Here is a 25295-nt window from a genome sequence, read left to right on the forward strand (position 1 = left end):
GAGCCCATTCCATGCGTGCAGATATCGTTCCCGGAGCCATCTTTCCCGACTACGAACTAAGCGACCACACCGCAACCCGCCGCAAACTCTCCGACCTCCAGGGACAACACCCCATGGTGCTCGTCCTGAGCCGTGGAGGCTTCTGCCCGAAAGATCGCCGACAGACCGAACTCCTCCGCCAACTCCACCCCGAGATGGAGGTGGCCTACAGCCGCCTCGTCACCATCAGTACCGACAACATCTCCGAGACCAATGAGTTCCGAACCGGAGTCGGCGCCCACTGGCCCTTTCTCTCCGACGCCGGCCGCCACATCCAGAAAGATCTCGATATCGCCGAATACACCGACCCCGTCCACAACCCCATGATCCCCTACACTCTCGTGCTCGAGCCCGGCCTCGTCGTCTTCAAGATCTACAACGGCTATTGGTTCTGGGGACGTCCCACCCTCGAAGAGCTCCGCCAGGATCTCCGCGCCGTCACAAAAAAAATCCGCCCCGACTGGGACATCACCGATGCTGAGCACAAAGCTGCCTGGCAACGCGGCGAAACCGATCGCTTCTACCCCTACGGAAAGACCTACGCCAAGGTCTTCGGCGAACAAGACTGAAGAGCCTTTCCATGCACACCCGGCACCGTCCAAGTCGCCATTTACGAACTACTTATGCGCCCCTCGATAGCATTGCCTCAGTAGTCAGAAAGGGGGGCATGCAAAATGCCCAATGTGCATGGTATCGAGTTCAACGCCAATCAATCCGAGCTCGTAAAGGATCTGGTTCGTGAACTCCTGAAAGATGGAAACTGCGTCGTATACGCGCTCAACAACATGAAGCCGAACGGCGAACTTAGAATGGCGACCACGCTGCCAACTCCAAACCGAAGAGAAGTCGGCGGAGTCTTCCTCCGGATTCGTCCCGGGATAAACCAGGCAACCATCGTCCGTCCGATGAACGCCAAAGCAGGCGATCCGCTCACCAAGTTAGCCAAGATAACCCAGGCCGAAACGCTTGAGCTGATTCGCATCTGGCGAAAAGAGACCAAATCCGGTCCCATCCTCATCAAATCAATGCCAATCACAATCGAAGCGCCAAACATCCTACCCACCGGCAAATCCGGCCAGACTGGCCGCTAGTGGAACACCCTAAACGGCCCTGATCGCTCAAGGCAAAGCCAGGCATCAGGGCCATTCTTCATCCTCCCGAGCAGTACCCGCTGCATCCCTCGATCGCAACCACTCTCCGATCAACCTTTCATTTACTCTGAATAGGAAATGTCCGACGAAATCACAGCATTACAGCACTTCGACGACGACTCGCTCGACGCCGCCTTCGCCGCCCTCGCTGAACAGGTCCGCCTCGAAACCACCTCCCTCAGCGACCCCGAGGCCTTCCGCCTCCACTGGCTCGGTCGCAAACAAGGCCGCCTCAAGCTCATCAGCGAAGCCTGGCTAAAATCCGCGCCCCCCGAAGCAAAAAAAGCCCTCGGCATCCGCTTCAACCAGCTCAAGCAGCAGATCGAAGCCGCCCTCGAGGCCCCCGCCACCACCATAAAATCAGCAGTGCAGGGAATCGACATCACCCTCCCCGGCACCCTCCGCACCCCAGGCATCCCCCACCCGCTCCTGAAGACCATGCACGAGATCGTCTCCGTCTTCCATCATCTCGGCTACAGCACCAACCTCGGCCCCCAGGTCGAGTCCGACTTCTACAACTTCGAAGCCCTCAACTTCCCCCCGAACCACCCCGCACGCGACACGCAGGACACCCTCGTCATCGCAAACCAGCAGTCCCGTCCATCACGCGACCGACTCCTCATGCGCACCCACACCAGCCCGGTGCAGATCCGCACCATGATCACCCAGGCTCCACCCATCCGCATCGTCATCCCCGGCAAGGTCCACCGCAACGACGCCGCCGACGCCACCCACTCGCCCATCTTCCACCAGATCGAAGGCCTCTGCGTCGACACCAACATAACGTTCTCGGATCTAAAGGGAACGTTAGACCACGCCATGAAGGCCCTCTTCGGTTCCGACGTAAAAACTCGCTTTTTCCCATCGTTCTTCCCCTTCACCGAACCCAGCGCCGACGTGCAAATCTCCTGCATCTTCTGCGGCGGCAAAGGCTGCCGCAAGTGCAAACACTCCGGCTGGATCGAGCTCCTCGGTTGCGGCATGGTCGACCCCGCCGTCTTCGCCGCCGTCACCGCAGAGCGTCGAAAAGTAAACCCCTCCGACGACGCCTACAATCCCGAAAAGATCACCGGCTTCGCCTTCGGCATGGGTGTCGAGCGAATCGCCATGATGCTCCACGGCGTCTCCGACATAGGCCACTTCTACTCCGGCGACATGCGCTTCTTAGAGCAATTCGCCTAAGGCCCTACGGTCACTTCGTGACGTGTATACCGGCTTCGCCCGGGGCCTCCCGATGGTCGGCAAAGAAGTTATTCGCGACCAACGGGAGCGCCAACCGAAGGGGTACACAAGTCACGAAGTGACCGCCCGCCGCGCAGGCGGCCCGTCCGGCAGGACACGCTGAAACGCTCTCCGAAACTCCCGAGGCGTCTGTCCCTTCAGCCCTTTGAACTGCCGATTAAAATTCGCCAAATTCCCATACCCAACCTCATCCGCAATCACAGCAATCGGCTTCTCACTATTCAGCAACAACGCACAAGCGTGCCCCACCCGCAGATGCGCCACATACATCCCCATCGTCATCCGCGTCTGCCGCTTGAACAGCCGATGCAGCGAGCTCCGACTCAACGCCCCAACCTTCACCAGCTTCTCCACCACCATCTCGTCGCGATAGTGCTCATGCAGATGCGAGATCACCTTCCCGATCCGCTCCTCAGTAGCCTCCGCAAAACTCTCACTCTGATTCGCCTCTGAGGCCAACGGCTCGCTCCCCACATCCTCCGCGAGCAACAACAAAACGTTCAGCAGCCCAGTCAGCCGCGCCCCCGCCCCCTGCTCAACCATCGCGGAAATAATCTCCCGCGCCTTCTCCCGCACCGGCTCAGAAAACGTCAACGCCCGCGAAGACCGCTCCAGCAGCCGCCGAATCGGCCGCAGCTCCACATGCGGATCGATCATCCCCTTCACAAACGCATCGCTGAACCAAAGCACCAGCGCCTGATGCTCCCTCTCCTTACACACATCCTCACTCGAGCACCACGTATGCGGAATCTTCGGCCCAATCAGCACCAGATCCCCATCGTCATACCGCGAGATGTTGTCCCCAATGAACCTCTGCCCGCGGCTATTCAACGTCAGCGTCAACTCATACTCGCTGTTGTAGTGCCACTCAAACGGAATCGCAGGCAGCCGCCGGTCAAACAACACCCACGAAGAATCTTTCGAAGTCTTAATGTGCTCCAAAAACGGCTTCATCCCGAAGTTACCTATACCTGTACGTGAACCCGTACCTGTCGTTGTCGTTGTTGTTGTTGTTGCCTGTACTTTTGTTTGTCATCCCGTAGGGATCTGCGGTTGCAGTTGTCTATCTTCAACCCACCCCCAAAAAACATCGTCATCTCGACCGAAGCAGTGCGTCCCTTATCGCATGGCGCAGTGTAGAACCCTCGTATTTCGCCTTTTGCTGTCGCCTGTCATCTGCCGACAAAAAGAAAGCTTCGCCTCCTTGACTAGTTTCAGACGAACACAACCAAAGGCCGACGCAATTATAGCCATCCAGCCCACCGCCATGAGATTCCAGTACCAGTAATTGGCACCCAAAGCCAACAACTCCCCCTCCCCTCGCTCTAAAGTTCTCTCGTAAGCAATCAGCACAAAGGATCGGAACCGAACATGAGAACCCAAACCGCAGTCCTCGAACACAACGTCGTCGGCAAGCCCGGCGAAAACAGTCTCAACATCGAAGTCGCCCGCCAGCCCCTCCGCGAGATCAAGAAAAAACTCCCCCTCCGCGTCCTCTCGCAAGCCGACTTCGACCACTGGCAGACCTACGGCTACGTCGTCGTCCGCCAGGCCGTCCCCGCCGCCAACGTCGAGCGCACCCGCAACTTCCTCTGGGAGTTTCAGGAGATGGACCCCAACGATGTCGGGACCTGGAACGCCGCCCAGCTCCGCAACCACGCCATGAAGGAGCTCAACAACAGCGGCATGGTCGAGGTCTACAACCACCAAACCCTCTGGGACAACCGTCAGGAGCCTCGCGTCTACGACGCCTTCGTCGACATCTGGGACGACGAGCGACTCTGGGTCACCATCGACCGCGCCAACCTCAACACCCCCAATCGCAGCAACCGCGCCTTCACCGGCTTCATCCACAACGACGTCGACACCACCCTCGACCCACTCCCCGTCAACGTCCAAGGCGTCCTGTCGCTGGTCGACACAGACGAATCCACCGGCGGCTTCCAGTGCGTCCCCGAGATCTTCCGCAACTTCGAAGCCTGGAAGAAGACCCAACCCGCCGACCGCGACGGCTTCAAACCCGACATCACCGGCTACGAACTAAAGCCCGTCCTCATGAAAGCCGGCGACCTACTCATCTTCAACAGCCTCCTCACCCACGGCATCCGCCCCAACACCTCCGAAGACAAAGCCCGCATAGCGCAATACATCTCCATGACGCCAGCCGACGGAGGCAACGAAGAGATCCGCCAGCGCCGCATCGAATCCTGGCGCGAACGCCGCGCCCCCGAAGGCTTCGCCTTCCCCGGCGACCCCCGCGAATGGGAACGCACCAAATACAAAACCGCAGAACTAACCCCACTAGGCCGCAAACTCCTGGGCCTCGACCCCTGGTAGACTCAACAGCTTTCACTGTCTCGCCAAGGTCATCATCCCCACCCAGAGCGCAGCCGAAGGGGAAGGATCCTTGCATTTGCTGTTGATGTTGCTGTTGCTTGTTTTTTTGTTGTCATCCCCGAAGGGGATCTGCTTTTGCCGTTGGTGTTGCTTTTGCAGTCGACGGACGGTCTCATCGTCCGTCGCGCAGCGGAGAGACCCCCGCATTTGTTTTTACTTTGTTGTCATCCCGTAGGGATCTGCGGTTGTCGTTGCTGTTGTTCTTGCGGATTCCTCTTCCAAAACAACGTCACCCCAACCGAAGCGACGGACATCTCAACCATCCGTCGCTTCGTGCCCAGCGATAAAATCGCTCATGCCGTCCGCCCCCGACACCATAGACAAAATCTTCGCCGTCTCCCTCGCCATTCGTTACGTAGCTCTCTACCAACAAGGCAACCTAACATCCCGTCAACGCACCGCTCTCTCCGGCGCCTCCGCCTCCGAATCCGACCGCTACGAAGAGCTCTTCATCAATCCAACTCTCCTCACCCTCGCGCGTCAGCGCGGCAACCTCGACTGCGGCGGCGCAAAGTTTGTCCTAGTCGGCTACGGAAACTTCTACCAACTTGTCATGGACATACCCGGCGGCCACGCATCCGTCTGCTTCGAACTATCCTCAAATCCTTTGAACTACGCCGACACGATTCACAGAATATGTGTCGCGCAATAGAAATGCTGATCACGTATCAGCAAACCGCTCTAGGCTCTCTCGAAGATCGCAATGCCCGTAGCCACCTCTTTGTTCCCAACAAAGATCGCATAAGTCAGCGTCATCAAAATCTCGTCCGAAACAACCACGGTCTCTCGAATCGAAATCGCCCCATTCTTCTTTCCCGTGCCGATAATCCTGAGACTCTCGCGCTGGTAGGCGATTGAGTCCACTACAGCAGAACCAATGACGGGATAATCCTGTCCATCAGAACGCGCCCGGACCGTAACGACGGACTTCAAACCATCTTGACTTGCTATCGTCTCCTCGACTTCGACCGTAAGAGCAGTTGCATGAATCTCCTGCACCCAACTCTGCGGCGGCGGAGTGCTCAGTGTCGAACGCTCAGGATTGAATATCCAAGTGCCAGTGAACGGATCGTGCGCCGTCATAGAGTCCCACCTCTACCTAATAAAGGCCCAGCATCCGACAGTGCGCTCTGATTCCGTCTCAAATCTACTGCCCCAACCCAGCCCGCAAACTAATCAGATTCTGCGGCTGCACCCGAATCACTCCACCCCGCGGACTATCGATATCTGCAATCAAAAAGAACGCCACCGCCACCACCACCGGCAGCACCATAAACAACTTCGGCTCCATCTGCCGAGCCCCGTACCCCAGCAACCCATTACAAAAAATCGCAATCGCAAACATCAGGCACCAGGCCCCCGTCGGAATCCGATTCCACCACGCAGCCTGTGTGTACCCTTGCGAGTTCAGCACATCATTCATCCCACCCACCGCCAGCGCAATCACAGGCGAAGGCTGCGCATTCGCAGGCTTCGAAGCCGCAACCCATAGCTCCCCCTGCACTCGCGCCGTATCCGAATTGATCTGCCTCAACTCCCCATCATCACGCGTCTTATAAAACCGAATCCGCAGATCCGTATATTGCATCAGCAGCGAACGCACCTGCGCTCCCTCCGTCGCCGGCAGCAGATCCGCCCGCACATACTCAGTTCCAATCGCATTCGCCTCTGCCTCTTCATACGACTTGCGCAGATCATACCGCGCCGTCGCCATAGAAAAGCTGAACCCAATAATCAACCCCAGCAGCGTCAAAGTAGCCGCAAGCACTACCCCAAAGTCCGTCCGAATCGCCTCGGTAAAATCGCGCCGTCGCTGACCCAGCCGTGCACCTACCCAAGCCGCCAGCCACAACAGGAAAAACGCAGCGACAAACACCACCAAGGGATAGTTCAAAGGATTCCTCACGCACGCTCCAAAATCAGCACAATCCTAAGCCCGTTTCTTCATAGCCGATCCAAAGAACCCAAACAGCAGATGCACCACCGCCAGCGCCAACGCCCCAAGAAACGCCGCCTTGAACGTAGTCACCGCAAACCCCGGCACAAACTTGCTCGAGAACCACAAAATCACCGCATTGATCACCAGAAAGAAAATCCCAAACGTCAAAATCCCTAGCGGCAGCGTAATAATCTTCAGAAATAATCCCAGCGTTGCGTTGAACAACCCAATCACCACCATTGCAATCAGCGCCGAAACAAAATTGCTTACATCAAAGCCCTGCACAAAATGTGCCACCACCAGCAGAGCCACCGCGTTCAAAATCCAGTGCAGAAGCAAACGTAGCATCGTCCATCCTTGTTCAGAAAAATGTCCAGCAGAATTTCGTATCCGGAGTAGCGACCAGCATATCCGACCCCACCCGCCTCCGCCACAAATTCCGCATTACTTCGCCGCTTCATGGTCGTAGCTGATCACCCGCGACACCTTCCACGCCCCATCCTTGTACTGCCACAGGGTAATAAACTTCGCCTCACCCACATCCCCCGGCGCCCCCGGATGATAAAACCGATGCACCCCAATCTCCACCGCCCCATAACCCTTCAGCGGATACACCTCCAGCGACCCGACCACCAGCTTCCGCGTCACCTTCCCGCAGATGTTGTTCTTAATCGCATCCAGAAACACCTGCTTGCCCACCGCCAGCCCCGTCTTGTCGTGATAAAACTCCAGATCGTCCACTACCAGCGACCCCAACCTGTCGATATCGCAGTTGTTATACGCATCGAACAACTCCTTATCGAGCGTCGTAATCGCCTTCGTCAGTTCCTCCTGACTCTTGATGTCGCCAAGCGCCGGCACCACCTGCGCCCCACCCCGCGCACACACTCCACCCAACACAACCACCATTAGCAAGACAGAAATCTTCCGCATCGTTCGCTCTCCTTGAATGAATCTTCGGAACACTCACCCCAGTACGCAGCAAGCAAACGAAATGTTCGCCTCACCCTAAGGCGTCATCCCAATCGTCTTCATCCAAACGTCCACCAGATCCGGCCACCCCGTCACCGGCAGCCTCGTCCGCCGCAACCCAAACCCATGGCCGCCTTCGGCATAGATATGCAACTCCGTCGGCACACCCGCGCGCTTCAAAGCCAGAAAGTACTCCACAGCATTCTCCACATTCGCTGTATGGTCGTCCTCCGCCTGCACCAGAAACGTAGGCGGCGTCTCCTTCGTCACCGGAATATCCGGATTGAACTCCATCCCCTTCTCCGCAATCGCCAGATACCCCGGATACGCCACCACCGCAAAGTCCGGCCTGCAACTCACATCATCGGCCGCATCCACGCGTGGATAAAGCCGCGTCGCATAGTGCGTACTCACCGCCGCCGCCAAATGCGCACCCGCCGAAAACCCCAGCACGCCCACCTTCTTCGGATCGACCTTCCACTCCGCCGCGCGAGCCCGCACCATTCCCACTGCTCTCTGCGCATCCTGCAAGGCCTCATCCGACTTCGGATAAGGCCCCGTCTCCGGCACACGATACTTCAACAGAAAACAAGCCACGCCCCGCGACGTCAGCCAATCGCAAACCTCGGTCCCTTCAAGATCCATCGCCAGAATCCGGTACCCACCACCCGGAAACACCACCACCGCCGCACCATTGCGCGTCCCCTTCGGCTCATACACCGTAATCGTCGGCACGGAAACATTCCCCAGCCGCACCACCGGCCGCCCCGCAATCTTCTCGCCCTCCGCCGTAGTGGTATCCGCCTCCGGCCCCGTCGTCGTATTCACCCCAGGCGCGCCCTTCGGCCAAAGCGTTACCACCGCATGCTCGGGCCCCGCCGGCCAACCCGAAGACTGCGCCCACGCAACCCCACAACCAACCAGCAGAATCCCACTAATCAAAACTCGACGCATCCGCAAATCCTCCAACCTATGCAGCCATCTTCGTCATAAACTCCACCCCACGCAAGACCGCAACTCGAACTTCACACGAGAACAGCGCAACAAGGACGCAGACTCCCTGCGGTTGTCGTTGCCTGTTTTCTTGTTGTCATTCCGCAGCGAACCGGTTGAATCTGCGGTTACCCTTGCTTCGGTTCGTCTCACTTCTTTCGTTCGGATAACACCAGAGTCGTCAATTCATGCGAAGAGTTTAGCCCACACGCTCCCATCACACTTCTTTTCTCCCGAAGGCTCGAGGTCCCCAAAACATTTAGACTAGAAGCCGTCCATCATGAATATTCTCACCGCTTGGCTTCGCACCTACGTCCCCAACATCCCGGTCGATGATCACAAACTCGCCGAAGATCTCACCCTCCGCGGCATAGCCGTAGAAGGCATTCACGCGCTAGGCGCGTCCAGTGGCAAATCCAACGGCCACCTCTTCGAGATGGACATCACCACCAACCGCGTCGACGCCATGAACCACTACGGCATCGCCCGCGAAGCCGCCACCATCTACAACCTGCCCCTCGCGCCTTTGAACATGAAACTCCCCATCGGCTCGCTCGTCGACGAGCCCTTCTCCATCCGCATCGCCCCCGAAGCCAAAGGCCTCTGCGGCCGCTTCACCGCGCAGGTAGTCCGCAACGTAAACATCGCTCCAAGCACAGGCAAAGTCGCCGAGTACTTCACTCTCCTTAGCCAGAAACAAATCTCCAACGCCGTCGACGCCAGCAACTTCGTTCTCCTCGGCATGGGCCATCCCACCCACGCCTTCGACCTCGACAAGATCGAAGGCGGCATCATCGTGCGCCTCGCCCACAAAGGGGAAAAGTTAAAACTCCTCGACGGCACAGACCGCACCCTCGAAGCCGACGACCTAGTAGTGGCCGACGAAAAGAAGGCCCTCGGCCTAGCCGGAGTGATGGGCGGCTGGGACTCCATGATCACCCCCGAAACAAAAAACATCCTCATCGAAGCCGCATGGTTCGACCCCGCCAGCGTCCGCCGCTCCTCCCGCCGCCACGGCCTCCACACCGACGCCTCCCACCGCTTCGAGCGCGGCGCCGACTTCAACGCCGCCCCCACCGCCAACGCCCTCGTCGCGCAACTCATCCTCGAGAACGGTGGCAAACCCGAAGGCGAACTCATCGACCTCATCGACCCCGAAGTCCAAGCCCGCACCGCGTCGCGCCCTCCCATCGAGCTCTCCGTCGCCCAGGTCAAACGCCACCTCGGCACCACCATCGACCCCGCCGGCATCACCTCGGAGATCGTCGCCCAATACCTCACCTCTCTTGGCTGCGATCTCCTCCTCCACGGCCTGCGTCAGGATCAAGCCGTCTACGCTACCAAGCTCCCCTCCTGGCGTCTCGACCTCGAGCGCGAGATCGACCTCATCGAAGAAGTCGCCCGCGTCTACGGCTACAACCGCTTCGCCAACACCCTCCCCGCACCCGGCATCGTCATCACGCAACCCACCGACGCCAAAGAAGCCGCCGTCCGCACCCGCCTCCTCGCCCTCGGCTTCAGCGAATCCATCTCCAGCACCTTCGCCGCCCAGCCCGACTCCGACCTCTTCTACTCTTCAGCACGGGCACAAAACGCGGATAGACAAAATTCGGGTGCCCCATCCTTTGCGGTTTCATCGCAAAGGATGGGTTCTTCGCAAAGCGAACCGCCTTCATCAAACGTTTCCACCATCCCAGTCCCCATGGAGAACCCACTCTCCGAAGAGGCGTCTCTTCTGCGCCCGTCGCTCATCCCCGGCATGGTCACCATGCTCGCTCACAACCTCAACCGCGACGTCCGCGAAGTCCGCCTCTTCGAACAAGGCCAGATCTTCACCGGCACCATCCCCGCCGACGGCACCTTCATCTCCGACGTTCACGAGACCCCACAACTCTCCCTGGGCCTCACCACCGCCGCCGCAAAATACTCGAACCTCTACTCCGCCGAAGACGCCCCCTTCTTCGAACTCAAGGGCGCCATCGAATCCCTCCTCTCCCTCTTTGATCTAAAAAGTGGAAGTGAAAATGGCAGTGAAAATGGAAGTGGAAGAGGAAGTAGAGATACAGATCTGTCATTTCGACCGGAGCGAAGCGGAGTGGAGAAACCCGCTGTTCCCTCCACACCTCAACCATCGCTCACCTTCATCACCGAAGCCCCAGCCTGGCTCCAACCCGGCCGCAGCTCAACGGCGCTCCTGAACAACCAACCCATCGCCCACTTCGGCGAACTCGCCCACACGCAACGCGAAGCCCGCAAACTCCGCCAGCCCATCTACCTCGCTCAACTCGACCTCGGGCGACTCTACGAACTCCCCCTCAGAAAAATCACCGCCCACGATCTCTCCCGCTACCAGGCCGTCGAGCGCGACTTCTCCTTCGTCTTCCCTGACGCCACCCAGTGGCAAGCGGTCTCCTCGGCCATCCACGCCCTAGCCATCCCCGAGCTGCAAAGCCTCAAGCCCGTAGAAGTTTTTCGCGACCAGAAAAAATTCCCCGGCGTCTACTCGCTGCTCCTCCGCACCGTCTTCCAGTCCAACGACCGCACCCTCCGCGACGAAGAGCTCACCGACTGGTGGTCCCGCATCATCGCCGCCCTCACCGCCCTCGGCGGCACCATCCGCGACGGCGCCGCAACTCCCCCGGCGTAATTCTCCTCGACGATTCCCATCCTCACCTCGCCGCCGTCATCATGAACGACACCTTCCCGACCTCGAGGCCGTCATCCTGAGCGCAGCGAAGGATCCCTGTATTTCGCATTTGTCGTTGCCTGTTCTTTCGTTGTCATTCCGCAGCGCAGGCCGCATCGCAGCGAAGGATACCCTGTATCTGCATTTGCCATTGCCTGTTCTTTTGTTGTCATTCCGCAGCGCAGCGGAGGAATCCGCAGTTGTTTCTATCCTCAGTCGTTTTTAGGTGCGCCTTCGCCACCTCAAAATAAATCTCAAATCCGTGTCACATTTTTCCGCCACAAAAACACGGCTGCCAAAACACCACATCCACCACACAAATCACCACAGCTACACCACAAATTCACCACATCAAAACCACACAAAATCACAAAACCCCCTCAAATAACGGCCACTCCACCACAAACAAAATTTAATCCGCGAAAAACGCGCACCCAAATAGATTCCACCCCACTTTTCCCCAGCAAAAATCCACGTCTTCCGCGTCTATACTGAAATCAATATGAGCTCTTCCACCATCTCCCCAAGCATCAGTGCCGACGAGTTCCAGGCCCTCGAACAAAAAGTCCTCCGTGCCGTCGAAGTCGTCAAGCGCGAGCGCGAAGCCCGCGCCACCGCAGAAGCCGAAGTAGCCTCCCTGCGCGCCCAGCTTTCCGAGGCTCAAAGCCTCTCCACCATGGTCGAATCCGAACTCACCACCCTCACTAAAGAGCGTGAAGCCGTCCGCCAGCGCGTCGAAAAGATGCTCCAGCAGATGGACGAACTGCTCTAATTTCATTCAAGGAGACCCGATGGCCCAGACTGCAGACCAGACTCTCGAAGCCCCGCAAGCAACCACTCCGGCGGCCGCCGAGCCCACGCAGAACCAGTCCATCGCCGTCGAAATCTACGACCAGATCTATAACCTCCGCGGCACCGACCCCGCCTACATCGAGCGCCTCGCCGCGATCGTTGACGCCAAGATGCGCGCCGTCTCCGCCCACGGCAATACCGTCGACAGCCTCCGCGTAGCTGTCCTCGCCGCCCTCAACATCGCCGACGAGCTCTGCTGCGCCCGCGACCGCAGCGACAACCTCGCCGGCAGCCTTCAGAACTCGCAGCAATCCGTCCGCTCTCGCGCAGGCGATCTGTCCCACCTCCTCGACGAACTCCTCGAAGACCGCAAAGTAGGCTGATCCCGCCCAATCCAGGGTACTCGCCGCAATAAATCTTCTTGAGTTCTCCGCGTTCCGCCGATGGTGCTCTCCCCGCAGAGATGCTGGGCTCCGGATCAGATGTCGAGGGCAAACTCAAGAGACTCATCGCACGCGCCAAAACTATTCCTCAGACCCAACCGACAAGCCATTCGGGCAATTAGGCTTATCCGACCTCGGCAGGCTCCGGAGTTGCGAATCTCATCACATCCCGTTAGCATCGAACCTAAGAATGCCGGCCTACAAAGCAGGTACGCGAACAACGCTGGTTGAACCAACATTCATTGAACAGGGGCCTGGCTCGTAGACATGGTTCGGTGTGCAGTCCTCCAGTCAGGAAAGCCTAAAGAGCCACGGCAGGGTCCCGCCGTCTTAGGACGGGTTCACCAGCGCTTCGACGTACGGCCCAGTGGGTCGGTCTTCTTTTTTCAGATTCCTTCTTGATTTCGAAATCGAACAGGCGATACGGGTGAAAACATTTCAAATGTCGTCATCCTGACCCTGAGCGTAGCCGAAGGGGACCAATCCCTTTATTTGTCTTTGAATCCCCGAACGTGCACCCCTACCTCATCCACTCCGGTCATCTCCTCCTTCCCACCTTCGGCGTACTCGCCGCCCTTGGCCTCATGGCCGCCCTCACCCTCAGCCTGCGCACCGCAACCATCGTCGGCCTCAACCCCGACAAGCTCTGGAACGCCGGCCTCTTCACCCTCCTCTCCGCCTTCGTCCTCTCCCGCCTCCTTCTCATCGCCGCCAACCTCCACAACTTCCTCACCTACCCCATCCTTCTCCTCACGCTGCCATCCCTCACCTCCACGGGAATCTTTCTCACCCTCCTCGCAACGCTGATCTATCTCCGCCTCCACCATCTCCCCATTCTCGACACGCTCAACGCCTGGAGCCCCTGCGCCACCCTCATCTGGGCCTTCCTCGCCCTCGGCCACTTCGCCGAAGGCAGTGACGCCGGTCTCCCCACCACCCTCCCTTGGGCCCTCGCCATTCCCCCCGACCACACTCGCCTCCACCCCATCGCTCTCTACGCCGCCATCGCCGCCGCGCTCCTCACCCTCTTCCTCTTACACCAACTCAAGCACCACCCTCACTCCGCCAATACCCTCGTAACAGCCCTCGCCACCGCAGGCACCATTCAGTTCCTTCTCACCTTCGTCCGCCAACCCTACCCCTACACATCCAGCACTCTCTACACCACGCTCGACCCCATCCAGTGGATCGCACTCGGTATGATCGTAGTAGCAGCAGTCATCGCACTGCTGCCAGGAAAGCTGGTCACCCATGCCGTCTAAGAACATGCTCCCCAAGGGCCAGCGTCGCCGCACCGTAAAGCACGAGTACCGCGCCACTCGCGGCGTAGAAGAAGTCACCCCACCACAGGTCCCCGTCCTCGAATTCGACGAAGTCGAAGAAGACTCCGACGCAGTCCGCACCTTCACCGCAGACCCAGCCGCCGCCAATCTCCGCCTCGATCTCTACCTCGCCCAGGCTCTTCCCGACATCAGCCGCGCCCGCGTCCAACTTCTCATCGAAGCCGGCCAGGTCCGCGTCGACGGCAACCCCGCCAAGCCCAAACAGAAACTCCACGGCGGCGAATCCATCGAGATCGAAGGCTCCCCCCAGCCCGCGCCTCTCCACGCCGTCCCCGAGGACATCCCCCTCGACATCCTCCACGAAGACAAGTACCTCGCCGTCATCAACAAACCCGCTGGCATGATGGTCCACGCCGGAGCCGGTACCACCGACGACGCCCGCAATCGCGGCACCCTCGTTAACGCACTCCTCTTCCACTTCGCCAAACTCTCCGACGTCGGCGGCGACCTGCGCCCCGGCATCGTCCACCGCCTTGACAAGCTCACCAGCGGCCTCATCCTCGTCGCCAAAGACGACAGCACCCACCGCAAACTCGGCGACATGTTCTCCCGCCGCCAGGTCACCAAGACCTACGTCGCTCTCCTCCACGGCCACGTCAAAAAAGACGACACTACCGTCAGCCTCCCCATCGCCCGCGACATCGTCCGTCGCACCCGCATGACCACACGCCGCGCCGATGGCCGCACCGCCGTCTCTCACTTCCACGTTCTCGAACGTCTAACCACTGCCTACGGCCCCTTCACCATAGTCGAAGTTCGCATCGAAACCGGCCGTACGCACCAGATCCGCGTCCATGCCCAATCCCTCGGACATCCCGTCGTCGGCGACACCCTCTACGGTGCTCCCCACGCCATCCCCGGCCTTGACCCCGCCCTCAACCTCGAGCGAAACTTCCTCCACGCCGCACACCTCTCCTTCACCCATCCGCAATCCAACAAGCCCCTGGATCTCGCGGCTCCTCTCCCTATCGAACTTGAGTCGTTTTTGCAAGCAATTCGCACGAATTCGTCCACAATTGGGTAGAATCATCCGAGTGACCTCACCCAACCGAATGAACCAAGTCCCAAGCCCCAGACTCCCCGCGTCCCTGCTATCCGCTCTGCTCCTCCTGCCCCTCGCCGCCGCGCCTCTTCAGGCCCAAACCGTCCCGACTCAAAGGCCCCGCTGGCTACATCGCCTCTTCGCCGCTTCCAGTGACGCCCCCACCACCCCGTCCCCCGTCGAAGTCGCCCAGACCACGTCCGGCCCTGCATCCACCCCAGCCGCCCCAGCGCCTCCAACCAGCGCCCCTCCAACTCCCGCCGCCACTCAGCAACCGTCCACGACACCTGCGCAGACTCCCGCCCAGACTCCTCCTGCCGGTCAGGCCGCTCCGAATAGCCCACAGATCGACGAGCCCGTCACCACCCTCCAGGTCCAGGTCAACGAAGTCAATCTCATCTTCACGGTCATCGACAAGCACGGTAAGTTCATCACCGGCCTCAAGCGCGAAAACTTCGGCCTTCTCGACGACGGCCGTCCCCCTCTCGCAGTCCTCCGCTTCACCCAGCAAACAAATCTCCCCCTGCGTGTCGGCATCATGCTCGACACCTCCAGCTCCATCCGTCAGCGTTTCCAGTTCGAGCAGGACTCCGCGATCGAGTTCCTCCTCCAGATCCTCCACCTCAACGACCGGGCCTTCGTCGAGGGCTTCGACATCGAAACCGACGTAGCCCAGGACTTCACCAACAACGTCGACCTGCTCAACCAGGGCATCCGCAAGCTCCGTCCCGGCGGCGGCACCGCCCTCTTTGACGCCCTCTACAAAACCTGCAAAGACCAGATGCTTCCCCTCCAGGAGACAGGAGCCGTCCGCCGCGCCCTCATCCTCGTCTCCGACGGTGACGACAACTACTCCCGCGTCCAGGAGTCCGACGCCATCAAGATGTGTCAGCGCGCCGACACCATCGTCTACACCATCAGCACCAACATCAGCCCCAGCAAAGACAAAGGTGACGATGTCCTCAAGGCCATCTCCGACGCCACCGGCGGCCAGGCCTTCTACCCGGTCAAGCTCGAAGACGTAGCCGTCGGCTTCCGCAACATCGAAGAGGAGCTTCGCAGCCAGTACCACCTCGTCTACCGCCCCACGGATCTCAAGATGGACGGCTCCTTCCGCACCATCTATCTCCAGGCTAACGACCCCCGCTACAAAGTCCGCGCCCAAAAAGGCTACTTCTCCCCCCGCCCACCCCAATAAAGCAGTCGACCAACGGGAGACAGGGTACACAAGTCACGAAGTGACCGCCCGCCGCGCAGGCGGCCCGTCCGGCAGGACATTTCTCGCGCAAAGTCGAACTTGCCACCCCAGCGTCAAAGGCAAATAATGCAGTCAAGGGGAGAACTCCCCGCAAAAATCCGGGTCCAATCAATCAGGGAGACATCCATGAAACTGCGTCCCGTCCTCTTAGCCTTAGCCCTCTCCACAGCTGTCGCCATCGCACAGCCCCCCGCCGGTCCGCCGCCCCCACCGCCCCCCCTCGACATTCAGGGCGCGCTCATGAACCTGGCCGACCAGCCCGCAACCCACACCGCCTTCAGCTTCGATCGCAGCATGATGCAGATTGCCCAGAACCTCCTGGCCTCAGGTGGCCTCGACGCCAATCACGCCGCCGCCGCCCTCACCGGCATCTCCGTCGACAACTACCGCTATCCACGCCCCGCCTTCTACACCCCTGAGACGATGGACGCCATCATCGCCTCCTACAACGCTGCCGGCTGGAAGCATCTCGTCAACGCCAACCAGAACTCCGCCAACACCGCCCAACCCCGCAACACCGTCACGGATCTCTGGCTGCACTTCGCCGGCGCCGACATCACCGGCGTCACCGTCCTCACCCGCTCCCCACGCGACATGAGCGTCATCCAGATCGCCTGTGAGCTTCGTCCGCTCGACCTAGTCCATCTCAGCGGCCACTTTGGCATCCCCAAAGTTGACCCCAGTGCCGTCATGGTCCCCGCCCCCCCAGGACGCTAGTCCTGCCGGGTCACTTCGTGACATGTATACCGGCTTCGCCTCGGGCCTCCCGATGGTCGGCAAATAATATCCCATCGCGACCAACGGGAGCGCCAACCGAAGGGGTATACAAGTCACGAAGTGACCGCCGCCCGCGCAGGGCGCACCTAACCGCAGTAGGTTATCTTGAACTAGCCGACTGCTATGCCCATCCGCCCCCATCTGGCCACCCTGCTCGACGACTTCCGCACCTTCGGCCACCAAAAAGCAATCGTCCAACACACCGGCAACCGCCGCAAAATCACCACCTACGAAGAGCTGGCAACCCTGGCCGGACGCTTCGCCGCGCTCCTAGCCACTTACAACCTCCAGCCCGGCGACCGCCTCATCCTCTGGGCGCAAAACAGCGCCGAGTGGGTCGCCGCATTCCATGCCTGCATCCTCCGCGGCGTCATCGCCGTCCCGCTCGACGCCTACGGCACCCCCGACTTCGCCGCCCGCGTAGCCGCCGACGTAAAACCCGCCCTCATCACCGGCGACGCCGCCCTCCTCCAAACCCTCCCCAACGACTTTCCGAAACTAGCCTTCGAAGACTGGCCCACCACCCTACCCGCTCAAGAAGCCGGCCCCATCCCCACCCTCTCCCACGACACGCCCCTCCAGATCCTCTTCACCTCCGGCACCACTGGCGACCCCAAAGGCATCGTCCACACCCACGGCAACATCCTCTCCAGCTTCGAACCCATCCGCCTCGCCGCCCAGCCCTACATGCGTTACGAGCGCATCGTCCACCCTCTCCGCTTCCTCCACACCCTCCCCCTGAGCCACGTCTTCGGCCAGATGATGGGCCTCTGGGTCCCCGCCATCTTCGCCGCCGAAGTTCACTTCGAAACCCGCCTCAACGCCCCGCGCCTCATCGAAACCATCCGCCGCGAACGCATCTCCGTCCTAGCCGGAGTCCCCCGCGTCCTAGCCCTCCTCAAAACCCACCTCGAAGCCGAACACCCAACCCTCCCCGCCCGCATCGAGTCCGCCAAAGGCATCTCCGCCCAAAAACGCTGGTGGCGCTTCCGCGACATCCACTCCGCCTTCGGCTTCAAGTTCTGGGCCTTCGTCACCGGAGGCGGCGCCCTCCCCGCCCCCGTCGAGCAGTTCTGGAACGCCCTCGGCTTCGTTCTCGTGCAGGGTTACGGCATGACCGAAACCTCCGCCCTCATCACCCTCAACCACCCCTTCAAAGTAGCTCGCGGCACGATGGGCAAACCCCTCCCCGGTCGCGAGGTCAAGCTCCAACCCGACGGCGAAGTCCTCGTCCGCGGCCCCATGATCTCCCCCGCCACATGGTCCCGAGGCGCCCTCCAGCAACGCACCGACGAGTGGCTAGCCACCGGCGACCTCGCCGAAGCCCAGCCCACCGGAGAGCTCCGCTTCCTCGGCCGCAAAAGCGAGACCATCGTCACCGCCACCGGCGTCAACCTCCATCCCGAAGACCTCGAGGCTGCCTTCGAGCCCGAGCCCGACGTAGCCGCCTGCGCCGTCGTGCCCATCGAAACCCCCACCGGCCCCGACCCATGCGCCGTCCTCGCCCTACGCACCAACCCCGACCGCGCCCCCGCCATCCTGCAAAGCGCAAACACCCGCCTCGCCGAGTTCCAACGCATCCGCCGCTGGGCCGTCTGGCCCGAACCTGATCTCCCCCGAACCTCCACAGGCAAAATCAAACGCTCAGCCGTCGCCACCTGGCTGGCGAGCAGGGAAGCAAACGACGGAAGATCCTCAGCCACCGCAGGCACCAACTGGCTCCTCGCCCTGATCGCCCGCATCACCGGAGAAGGCCTACCCACCGAAAGCGAAACTCAAAATCAAGACCTCCGCCTGGCCGAAGACCTCCGCCTAGACAGCCTCGGCCGCGTCCAACTCATGGCCGCGCTCGAAGAACGCCTCGGCACAGCCCTCAACCCCACCGACTTCGACAGCGTCGAAACCCTCAATCAACTCCGCCACCTGATCACCCACCCAGACAACCCAGAACCCGACACCATCCTTCAATCAGCAAAACTAAACCACTCCACCCAAAACATCTCAACCACACAGAACTCCAAAATCCAGAGCCAATCCAGATCAGAACTGCCTCCGCATGCCACCCACATCTACCCCCACTGGCCCTGGTCACGACCCATCAGCCTCCTCCGCGCAGCCTTCGTCGAGTGCATCACTCTCCCTCTGGTCTGGCTCCTCGCCGCACCGCAGGTCGACTCCGAACCAGCCGCGAAGCCCATCACCACAACCGGCCCCATGCTAATCATCGCGAACCACATCACCACCTACGACCTGCCCCTCCTCCTCTACGCACTCCCTCGCGCCATCCGCCTCCACACCGCCGCCGCCATGTCCGGCGAGATGCTCGAAGACCTTCGCCACGGTCGCAACCGCCACTGGCTCAACCCCCTCGGCCCCCCCGCCTGGCTGCTCATCACAGCGCTATTCAACATCTTCCCCCTCCCACGCCGCCGCGACTTCCAGCGCAGCTTCGCCCACGCAGGCGAGGCGCTCGACCGTGGCCTCAACGTCGTCATCTTCCCCGAAGGCACCCGCTCCCCCGACGGCACTCTCGCCCCATTCCGTCCCGGCATCGGCCTGCTCGTCAAGCAATCCTCTGTCCCGGTCCTCCCCATGGCGCTCCGCGGCCTCGGCGAACTCAAAACCCGCAAACGCCGCTGGTTCCGCTCCGGCACCCTTCAGGCCCGCGTAGGCCAACCCATCCTCTTCCCCCCTGACGCAAACGAAGCCGCCATCACCGCCCGCCTCCAAGCCGAAGTAAAAGCCCTCCTCGCGACAGATCAATCAAAAGTAAGCGAATTACCGGAACACCATCGATAAGAGCTCTTATCGTGATGAAAAAAATCGGAGCGAGAAGCGAACTCTACCTCTCGAGACCTGGGCGGTGGGTCTCCGGCCTGTTCATCGATAAACGGCCTATGGCTCCACGCTGGCTGGAGTCGATCCCTCGGGGGGCGATCCCAGTGATTTAGCGGTATGATAAATGCCACAAATCGGTCGGCCGCCCCGAGGCAACTTCAAGAAAAACAGAGAGTTATTGGAAAAGCGCCATGCTCCTACTCGTTGGAGCTTTTACATCGCCTTATTCCTATTAGATTCTGCAATCGTAGTTGCCCCTCTCCCAAACAATCCCGGATAAAATCCCGGCCCGCGGGAGTCAAAGTCAGAGGAGAAAAAGTTTTCAAAGTTCCTACAAGGTAACCAGCGAGATGGAACTACTGACAAATGAATCAGGCCACTAAATTCCAAGGTTATTTGTTTGCAATAGCTGTGTGCACCGCCGCGGCGATCTTGTCGTGGATTGCAGGCGCTCCGTCCTCCTGTTTTCACCTTGCTGTCGTGATTTGCAGCCTGTATGGGAGGAAAAGAGTTGGCATCTTTTCGGTCGGTCTCTCCATCTTGATCTTCGTTTATTTCTTCCTCTCTCCTCACTTCCAATTCTCGGTCGAACGTTCCACCTATCCGCGGCTCGCGGCTTTTATAGTCACTGCTGTATCGATCAATCTGGTCATCGCAGCCAAGCAGCGTGGAGACGAAGCTCGCCGCCAGGTGGAAGAGCAGCATAAGGTCATCTCTGAGACAGCCCTCGATGGGATATTTTCCGTCGGCCATTACGGCGAAATTTTGCTGGCCAACCCATCCGCGCGAACAATCTTCGGCTACTCGGCAGGTGACATCATCGGACAATCTCTTGCTCGTTTTCTGCCGCAGATTCGCAACTACGATACGCCGTCTGTAACCGAGACGACTGGCCTTCGTGGGGATGGGAGCGAATTCGTTGCCGAAGTTGCATTCGGCAAAGTCGTTACAAGCAACAACTGCGCTGCTGTCATCTTTGTTCGCGACATTACACAGCGCAGACTGAACGAAAACGCGCTGCGGATGAGTGAGTCTTATCTGGCAGCAGCTCAACGGATAAGCCATACCGGCAGCTTTGGCTGGAACGTTCTCAGCGGGGAGATCGTCTGGTCGGAAGAGACCTTTCGAATCGCCGGTGTGGATCCGAACTTGAAACCGACTCTACAGCTCATCCATGAACGGATTCATCCGCAAGATCGGGCCACCGTAAAGGAAATCATGGAAACTTCATCGAAACATGGCGCGGATTTGGACTTCGAACACCGATTTGTTTTGCCTGATGGGTCTGTCAAGTTCGTCCACGTGCTGGGAAAACCAGTCCATGATAAAGTCGGCGAGCTTCAGTACATAGGCGCGGCAATGGACATCACATCTACCAAACTCGCGCTGGAGTCAGTGCAAAGGTTGGAAGAAAGACTTGCCCGCGCATCCCAGATAGCTACGCTTGGCGAAGTGTCCGCATCGATCGCGCACGAGATCAACCAGCCGTTGACCGCAATCATAGCCAATGCGCACATGTGTTCTGAGGCGCTCTCGGACGACTGCGTCGACATCCCAAACGCGCGCGATCTTATTCGGGAGGTCTTGGACTGTGGCTACCACGCGAGCGACGTCGTGCAACGAGTGCGCAATCTTTTTAGAGGTGGGGCTCCGGTGAAAGTACCACTCGATATCAATGAAGTTGCAAAGGAGGTCCTGAACCTCATTCGCAGCGAGGCAACGAAAAGGAGTATCGGCGTAGAAATCGATCTGGCACCCGAACTGCCAGAAGTGTGGGGCGACCGTGTACAAATACAGCAGGTCCTGGTCAATTTGTGCATCAACGGATTTGACGCGATGGACTCCCTGATTGACGGTCCGCGTGTATTGGCTGTGCGAACAAGGGTTCATGGTCAAGGGGCAATTAGGGTTGAAGTGCAGGACAACGGTGTTGGCCTTTTAGATCAGGACAAAATCTTCGACGCGTTTTATACAACCAAAGAACATGGTATGGGCTTGGGACTACCAATTTGTCGTTCCATCATCGAACTACATAACGGTCGTCTCTGGCCACAGAGCGACGATAGGTCGGGAACAACGTTCTGTTTCACGATGCCGGTGCCTGACCACGCTTTGAACAACCATAAAAATTAGCGCGAAATCCCCTTCAGGCCTGGATGTTGTCAAGCCCCAAAGTCCACAAAACCCGCGCCAATCCAGTAGATTCGCGTGGCGTATGAGTTATGCTCCAACCGCTATACTGGATACAGTGCACAAAGAGCCCCGGTCTAAACCGGGGCAGTTTCGTTTTGAAAGGAGGACACCGCCCGTAACCCCTTTGCTTGGAAGAATTTGGACGTAACCCCTTTGGAATGAGGTTTTTGCGCGGAATGGTACCCGCTAAGTCGTTTAATCTAAAGACTTTATCCCCGGCGTACTAGGGGGGGGGTACTCCCAGGAATCAGTGCCCGTACTGCTCCACCCGCCGCAGCAGATCCAGCTTCCGCTCCGGTGGCAAAAAGCTGGCCTCTACCGCATTCGCCGCCAGCTCCCGCATCTGCTCCAGCGAAAACTCGAACCGGCTCTGCACCAACACGTACTCCTCGAGCAGATTGCTCCCGAACATCGGAGGATCGTCTGAGTTGATCGTCACCATCAGCCCCGACTCGAAGTAGTGCTTTACCGGATGTTCGTCAAAGCTCTTGCAACAGCCAGTCCGAATGTTGCTGGTCACGTTCAGCTCCAGCGGAATCTGTCTCTCCGCCAGCACCTCCAGCAGCTCCGCGTCGTGCTGAGCCGAAAGAGCATGCCCAACCCGCTCCGCACCGATGTTGATCGCCGCCCAGATACTCTCCGGCCCGATCGTCTCGCCCGCGTGAGCCGTCAGCCGCAACCCGGTCGCCTTCGCTTCCGCATACGATTCCTTGAAGAGATCCGCACTCCCCCGCGCCTCATCCCCACCGATCCCAATGCCGATAATGCTCGGATACAGCTTCCGCAACTCGGCCGCCTTCCGAAACACCTTTACAGCCTCCTCCGCCCCAAAGTGCCGCACCGCATCGATCAGCCAATAGACGGTCGTCCCAAAATCCTTCTCGCCCCGCACCCGCCCACGCTCCATGGCCTCAGCGTACGGTTCGACCTCCTGGTTCTTCCAGAAATAGATAATCCCGAATGAGATATACACCTCGGCATGAACCACCCCCTGCGCCGCCAGGTCCCGAATCATGTTGTAAGTAATCAACTCATAGTCGTCCGGCCCCTTCAAACGAGCCGAGACAGCCTTGAAGGAGTCCATGAAACCGAGAAAATTCTCGTAAACATAAAGCTTCTTCGCTTCTTCAACCGTCAGCGGCTCCGCATCATGCCGCTTGCTCAACTCCAGCAGCGTATCGAGCTGAATCGTTCCTTCCAGATGCAGATGCAGCTCGACCTTCGGCAGCTTTCGCAGCCACTCAACTACGTCTATTTCAGCGTCTTGTTTCGTCTGTTTGCGCGCCATCTATCTATCCTAGACTCGTTACAAGACTCGTTGCGCAGACATGCCTAAACTTTAGGTACGTAAAACTCGCTCCGCTTTCGGCTGTAGAAGAAGTAGATCATCAACCCGATTCCAAGCCACACGAAGAACCGCATCCACGTGATGATCGGCAATCCCATCATCAGCAGCACGCAGAACACAACCGAAAGCACCGGAATTACAGGACCAAACGGAACCCGAAAGCGCCTTCTTCTCTCCGGTTCGCGATACCGCAGAATGATCACCCCAATCGACACCAGAGCAAACGCGAACAGCGTCCCGATGTTCGACAGATCCGTCAGCGTCCCGATATCGAGCAGCCCAGCCGGAACTCCGACCACGATTCCAGCCACCCAGGTCGCAACCGCCGGAGTCCGGAACCGCGAATGCACCTTCCCAAACACCGCAGGCAGCAGCCGATCACGCGACATGGCAAACCACACTCTCGACTGCCCTAGCTGAAACACCAGGATCGACGAGATCATCCCCATCATTGCGCCCAACAGCACCGCCAGCCTCACCCAGTGCAGACTATGTCCTCCAGGCTGCAGCGACAGCTTCTTCAGCGCATTCACCACCGGAGCTGCATCATCCACCATGCTCTGCCAGGGCACCAGCCCAGTCAGAATCGTTGCCACACCGATATACAGGATTGTGCAGACGACCAGAGTCGCAATGATCCCGATCGGAACATCTTTCTGAGGGTCCCTGCACTCTTCCGCCGCGGTCGACACCGAATCGAACCCGATATAGGTGAAGAAGATGATCGAACCACCTGTCAGAACGCCCGACCAGCCGTTCGGCGAGTAAGGATGATAGAGCGTCGGCTTGATGAAATGCGCGCCAGCGAAGATGAACAGCAGAATTGCGGCGAGCTTCAACAGCACCATGATGTTGTTAGTCCTGGCTGACTCCCGAATCCCGCGCACCAACACCACGGTAAGCAGCATGACCACCAGAAACGCCGGCCAGTCAAAGCCGAAGTGCCAACCCGGTGGATACAAGTCGTGGCCCTGAAGATCCTGCAGCCCACCCGGCAAAAAAGCAGGAGAGATCCAGCGCAGCGCCGGATGGAAGCCGAACCAGTCCAGCAGATCCACCATATGCGCGGCAAACCCAACAGACACGGCCATGTTACTGCCCGCATACTCCAGGATCAGGTCCCATCCGATGATCCAGGCAACAAGCTCTCCCAGCGTCGCATAGGTATACGTGTAAGCTGATCCCGCTATCGGGATCATAGACGCAAGTTCTGCATAGCAGAGTCCAGTGAGACCACAGACAATCGCAACCAACACAAGTGAGATTGCGAGTGCAGGTCCAGCACCAGGTCGGCCTGCCAGCGCCGAATGATGGATCAGATAGTCCAACACCGGCGCTCGCAGGATCGAGGTGGTGTCGAACTTCTCACCTGCAATCGCGGTTCCTACGACCGTAAATATGCCTGAACCGATGACCGCGCCAATACCTAGTGCAGTCAACGAGACCGGACCCAGCGTCTTCTTCAACGCGTGCTCCGGCCTCTCCGATTCAGAGATCAGCTTGTCGATCGACTTGGTTGCAAAGATTTGCCTGGCCAGCGCGCTCGCTCCTGCTTACGAATGATTGGTGCGGGGCGTTTCCGACTACACAATGCGATTTCAGAAGTATTGATCTTCCGGTCGGAGCCGAGGGGCAACAACTGCCAAGCGGCTCCGACTAGAAATCAGCTACCGCTTGCTCTGACCACGAGCCGCCTTCTTGACCTTCTGCTTGTTCTCGCCACGGGCGCCGGTGCGCGGACCCTTCGCTGGTGCGGCTTTCCGTGCTGCGCGCTTTACCTTCTTGCGTTCCTGTGTGTCTGTGATGCTCTTGGTGTTCGCCATGTATCTTTGCCAATCTTTC

The 25295-nt window shown here is 59.2% G+C and carries 23 protein-coding genes and 1 other RNA gene; 15 read left to right on the top strand and 9 right to left on the bottom strand.

Features of this window, described 5'->3' with window-relative positions:
- The first annotated feature begins 11 nt into the window (after positions 1-11).
- From RBB76_RS12055 to pheS, 3 genes are all read left to right on the top strand, one after another.
- Positions 12-608 carry a redoxin domain-containing protein gene (locus tag RBB76_RS12055; protein ID WP_429631834.1) on the top strand — a complete coding sequence of 199 codons (597 nt, stop codon included), beginning with the start codon at positions 12-14 and terminating at the stop codon, positions 606-608.
- A gap of 105 nt (positions 609-713) precedes the next feature.
- Complete coding sequence (locus RBB76_RS12060; RefSeq protein ID WP_429631832.1) at positions 714-1130, top strand: CRISPR-associated protein Cas5; 417 nt, start codon at positions 714-716, stop codon at positions 1128-1130.
- Between the two features lie 138 nt (positions 1131-1268).
- Positions 1269-2372, top strand: coding sequence for a phenylalanine--tRNA ligase subunit alpha (gene pheS / locus RBB76_RS12065; RefSeq protein ID WP_429631830.1), 1104 nt, complete (start codon positions 1269-1271; stop codon positions 2370-2372).
- Positions 2373-2483: 111 nt separating this feature from the next.
- Here the strand turns inward: pheS and RBB76_RS12070 are convergent, their stop codons facing one another.
- Positions 2484-3386 carry a helix-turn-helix domain-containing protein gene (locus tag RBB76_RS12070; protein ID WP_429631828.1) on the bottom strand — a complete coding sequence of 301 codons (903 nt, stop codon included), beginning with the start codon at positions 3384-3386 and terminating at the stop codon, positions 2484-2486.
- A 417-nt stretch (positions 3387-3803) separates the two neighbouring features.
- Between RBB76_RS12070 and RBB76_RS12075 the strand changes: the two genes are divergently transcribed.
- On the top strand, positions 3804-4769 hold the full coding sequence (locus RBB76_RS12075) for a phytanoyl-CoA dioxygenase family protein (protein WP_429631826.1): 966 nt from the start codon (positions 3804-3806) through the stop codon (positions 4767-4769).
- Between the two features lie 355 nt (positions 4770-5124).
- Entirely contained in the window at positions 5125-5481 is a 357-nt protein-coding gene (locus tag RBB76_RS12080; protein WP_429631824.1) for a hypothetical protein, read from the top strand.
- Positions 5482-5510: 29 nt separating this feature from the next.
- Here RBB76_RS12080 and RBB76_RS12085 read toward each other — a convergent pair whose 3' ends face one another.
- From RBB76_RS12085 to RBB76_RS12105, 5 genes are all read right to left on the bottom strand, one after another.
- The gene (locus RBB76_RS12085) at positions 5511-5912 is read right to left on the bottom strand and encodes a hypothetical protein (RefSeq protein ID WP_429631822.1); all 402 of its coding nucleotides are present in this window, start codon (positions 5910-5912) and stop codon (positions 5511-5513) included.
- Between the two features lie 64 nt (positions 5913-5976).
- Entirely contained in the window at positions 5977-6735 is a 759-nt protein-coding gene (locus RBB76_RS12090; RefSeq protein WP_429631820.1) for a hypothetical protein, read from the bottom strand.
- Between the two features lie 24 nt (positions 6736-6759).
- The gene (locus RBB76_RS12095; RefSeq protein ID WP_429631818.1) at positions 6760-7116 is read right to left on the bottom strand and encodes a phage holin family protein; all 357 of its coding nucleotides are present in this window, start codon (positions 7114-7116) and stop codon (positions 6760-6762) included.
- Positions 7117-7212: 96 nt separating this feature from the next.
- Positions 7213-7701 (bottom strand): nuclear transport factor 2 family protein, encoded by a 489-nt coding sequence (locus RBB76_RS12100; protein WP_429631816.1) that lies wholly within the window; start codon positions 7699-7701, stop codon positions 7213-7215.
- 75 nt (positions 7702-7776) lie between these two features.
- Entirely contained in the window at positions 7777-8694 is a 918-nt protein-coding gene (locus RBB76_RS12105) for an alpha/beta hydrolase (protein ID WP_429631814.1), read from the bottom strand.
- Between the two features lie 319 nt (positions 8695-9013).
- On the opposite strand from RBB76_RS12105, the gene RBB76_RS12110 reads away from it, so the two are divergent.
- The 10 genes from RBB76_RS12110 (at position 9014) to RBB76_RS12155 (ending at position 22045) form a co-directional block, all read left to right on the top strand.
- Positions 9014-11380, top strand: a complete 2367-nt coding sequence (locus tag RBB76_RS12110) for a phenylalanine--tRNA ligase subunit beta (protein WP_429631812.1) — start codon at positions 9014-9016, stop codon at positions 11378-11380.
- A 541-nt stretch (positions 11381-11921) separates the two neighbouring features.
- The gene (locus tag RBB76_RS12115; RefSeq protein ID WP_429631810.1) at positions 11922-12191 is read left to right on the top strand and encodes a hypothetical protein; all 270 of its coding nucleotides are present in this window, start codon (positions 11922-11924) and stop codon (positions 12189-12191) included.
- A gap of 19 nt (positions 12192-12210) precedes the next feature.
- Positions 12211-12594 (top strand): cell division protein ZapA, encoded by a 384-nt coding sequence (locus RBB76_RS12120; RefSeq protein ID WP_429631808.1) that lies wholly within the window; start codon positions 12211-12213, stop codon positions 12592-12594.
- A 252-nt stretch (positions 12595-12846) separates the two neighbouring features.
- Positions 12847-13032: non-coding RNA, 6S RNA (gene ssrS / locus RBB76_RS12125), on the top strand.
- 134 nt (positions 13033-13166) lie between these two features.
- Positions 13167-13916 carry a prolipoprotein diacylglyceryl transferase family protein gene (locus tag RBB76_RS12130; RefSeq protein ID WP_429631806.1) on the top strand — a complete coding sequence of 250 codons (750 nt, stop codon included), beginning with the start codon at positions 13167-13169 and terminating at the stop codon, positions 13914-13916.
- Positions 13906-15021: an RluA family pseudouridine synthase gene (locus RBB76_RS12135; RefSeq protein WP_429631804.1), complete on the top strand. Its 1116-nt coding sequence runs from the start codon at positions 13906-13908 to the stop codon at positions 15019-15021. The genes RBB76_RS12130 and RBB76_RS12135 overlap by 11 nt, the downstream gene beginning before the upstream one ends.
- Before the next feature lie 28 nt (positions 15022-15049).
- Positions 15050-16237 (top strand): VWA domain-containing protein, encoded by a 1188-nt coding sequence (locus tag RBB76_RS12140; protein WP_429631802.1) that lies wholly within the window; start codon positions 15050-15052, stop codon positions 16235-16237.
- A 186-nt stretch (positions 16238-16423) separates the two neighbouring features.
- A complete protein-coding gene (locus tag RBB76_RS12145) occupies positions 16424-17014 on the top strand; it encodes a hypothetical protein (RefSeq protein ID WP_429631800.1) in 591 nt (196 codons plus the stop codon).
- A 183-nt stretch (positions 17015-17197) separates the two neighbouring features.
- Positions 17198-19873, top strand: coding sequence for an AMP-binding protein (locus RBB76_RS12150; RefSeq protein ID WP_429631798.1), 2676 nt, complete (start codon positions 17198-17200; stop codon positions 19871-19873).
- Between the two features lie 405 nt (positions 19874-20278).
- A complete protein-coding gene (locus tag RBB76_RS12155; RefSeq protein WP_433963551.1) occupies positions 20279-22045 on the top strand; it encodes a PAS domain S-box protein in 1767 nt (588 codons plus the stop codon).
- 307 nt (positions 22046-22352) lie between these two features.
- Here RBB76_RS12155 and add read toward each other — a convergent pair whose 3' ends face one another.
- The 3 genes from add to RBB76_RS12170 form a co-directional block, all read right to left on the bottom strand.
- Entirely contained in the window at positions 22353-23393 is a 1041-nt protein-coding gene (gene add / locus RBB76_RS12160) for an adenosine deaminase (protein ID WP_429631796.1), read from the bottom strand.
- 44 nt (positions 23394-23437) lie between these two features.
- Positions 23438-24919 carry an amino acid permease gene (locus RBB76_RS12165; protein ID WP_429631794.1) on the bottom strand — a complete coding sequence of 494 codons (1482 nt, stop codon included), beginning with the start codon at positions 24917-24919 and terminating at the stop codon, positions 23438-23440.
- 201 nt (positions 24920-25120) lie between these two features.
- Positions 25121-25276, bottom strand: a complete 156-nt coding sequence (locus RBB76_RS12170; protein WP_179636514.1) for a hypothetical protein — start codon at positions 25274-25276, stop codon at positions 25121-25123.
- Between the last annotated feature and the right edge of the window lie 19 nt (positions 25277-25295).

It is taken from the genome of Tunturiibacter psychrotolerans (genome assembly GCF_051013365.1).
Classification (GTDB): domain Bacteria; phylum Acidobacteriota; class Terriglobia; order Terriglobales; family Acidobacteriaceae; genus Edaphobacter; species Edaphobacter psychrotolerans_A.

Excerpts from the sequence above, each read along its gene's own strand:
- RBB76_RS12055 (WP_429631834.1), top strand. The coding sequence starts at position 12 with ATGCGTGCAGATATCGTTCCCGGAGCCATCTTTCCCGACTACGAACTA.
- RBB76_RS12060 (WP_429631832.1), top strand. The coding sequence starts at position 714 with ATGCCCAATGTGCATGGTATCGAGTTCAACGCCAATCAATCCGAGCTC.
- pheS (WP_429631830.1), top strand. The coding sequence starts at position 1,269 with ATGTCCGACGAAATCACAGCATTACAGCACTTCGACGACGACTCGCTC.
- RBB76_RS12070 (WP_429631828.1), bottom strand. The coding sequence starts at position 3,386 with ATGAAGCCGTTTTTGGAGCACATTAAGACTTCGAAAGATTCTTCGTGG.
- RBB76_RS12075 (WP_429631826.1), top strand. The coding sequence starts at position 3,804 with ATGAGAACCCAAACCGCAGTCCTCGAACACAACGTCGTCGGCAAGCCC.
- RBB76_RS12080 (WP_429631824.1), top strand. The coding sequence starts at position 5,125 with ATGCCGTCCGCCCCCGACACCATAGACAAAATCTTCGCCGTCTCCCTC.
- RBB76_RS12085 (WP_429631822.1), bottom strand. The coding sequence starts at position 5,912 with ATGACGGCGCACGATCCGTTCACTGGCACTTGGATATTCAATCCTGAG.
- RBB76_RS12095 (WP_429631818.1), bottom strand. The coding sequence starts at position 7,116 with ATGCTACGTTTGCTTCTGCACTGGATTTTGAACGCGGTGGCTCTGCTG.
- RBB76_RS12100 (WP_429631816.1), bottom strand. The coding sequence starts at position 7,701 with ATGCGGAAGATTTCTGTCTTGCTAATGGTGGTTGTGTTGGGTGGAGTG.
- RBB76_RS12105 (WP_429631814.1), bottom strand. The coding sequence starts at position 8,694 with ATGCGTCGAGTTTTGATTAGTGGGATTCTGCTGGTTGGTTGTGGGGTT.
- RBB76_RS12110 (WP_429631812.1), top strand. The coding sequence starts at position 9,014 with ATGAATATTCTCACCGCTTGGCTTCGCACCTACGTCCCCAACATCCCG.
- RBB76_RS12115 (WP_429631810.1), top strand. The coding sequence starts at position 11,922 with ATGAGCTCTTCCACCATCTCCCCAAGCATCAGTGCCGACGAGTTCCAG.
- RBB76_RS12120 (WP_429631808.1), top strand. The coding sequence starts at position 12,211 with ATGGCCCAGACTGCAGACCAGACTCTCGAAGCCCCGCAAGCAACCACT.
- RBB76_RS12135 (WP_429631804.1), top strand. The coding sequence starts at position 13,906 with ATGCCGTCTAAGAACATGCTCCCCAAGGGCCAGCGTCGCCGCACCGTA.
- RBB76_RS12140 (WP_429631802.1), top strand. The coding sequence starts at position 15,050 with ATGAACCAAGTCCCAAGCCCCAGACTCCCCGCGTCCCTGCTATCCGCT.
- RBB76_RS12145 (WP_429631800.1), top strand. The coding sequence starts at position 16,424 with ATGAAACTGCGTCCCGTCCTCTTAGCCTTAGCCCTCTCCACAGCTGTC.
- RBB76_RS12150 (WP_429631798.1), top strand. The coding sequence starts at position 17,198 with ATGCCCATCCGCCCCCATCTGGCCACCCTGCTCGACGACTTCCGCACC.
- RBB76_RS12155 (WP_433963551.1), top strand. The coding sequence starts at position 20,279 with ATGAATCAGGCCACTAAATTCCAAGGTTATTTGTTTGCAATAGCTGTG.
- add (WP_429631796.1), bottom strand. The coding sequence starts at position 23,393 with ATGGCGCGCAAACAGACGAAACAAGACGCTGAAATAGACGTAGTTGAG.
- RBB76_RS12170 (WP_179636514.1), bottom strand. The coding sequence starts at position 25,276 with ATGGCGAACACCAAGAGCATCACAGACACACAGGAACGCAAGAAGGTA.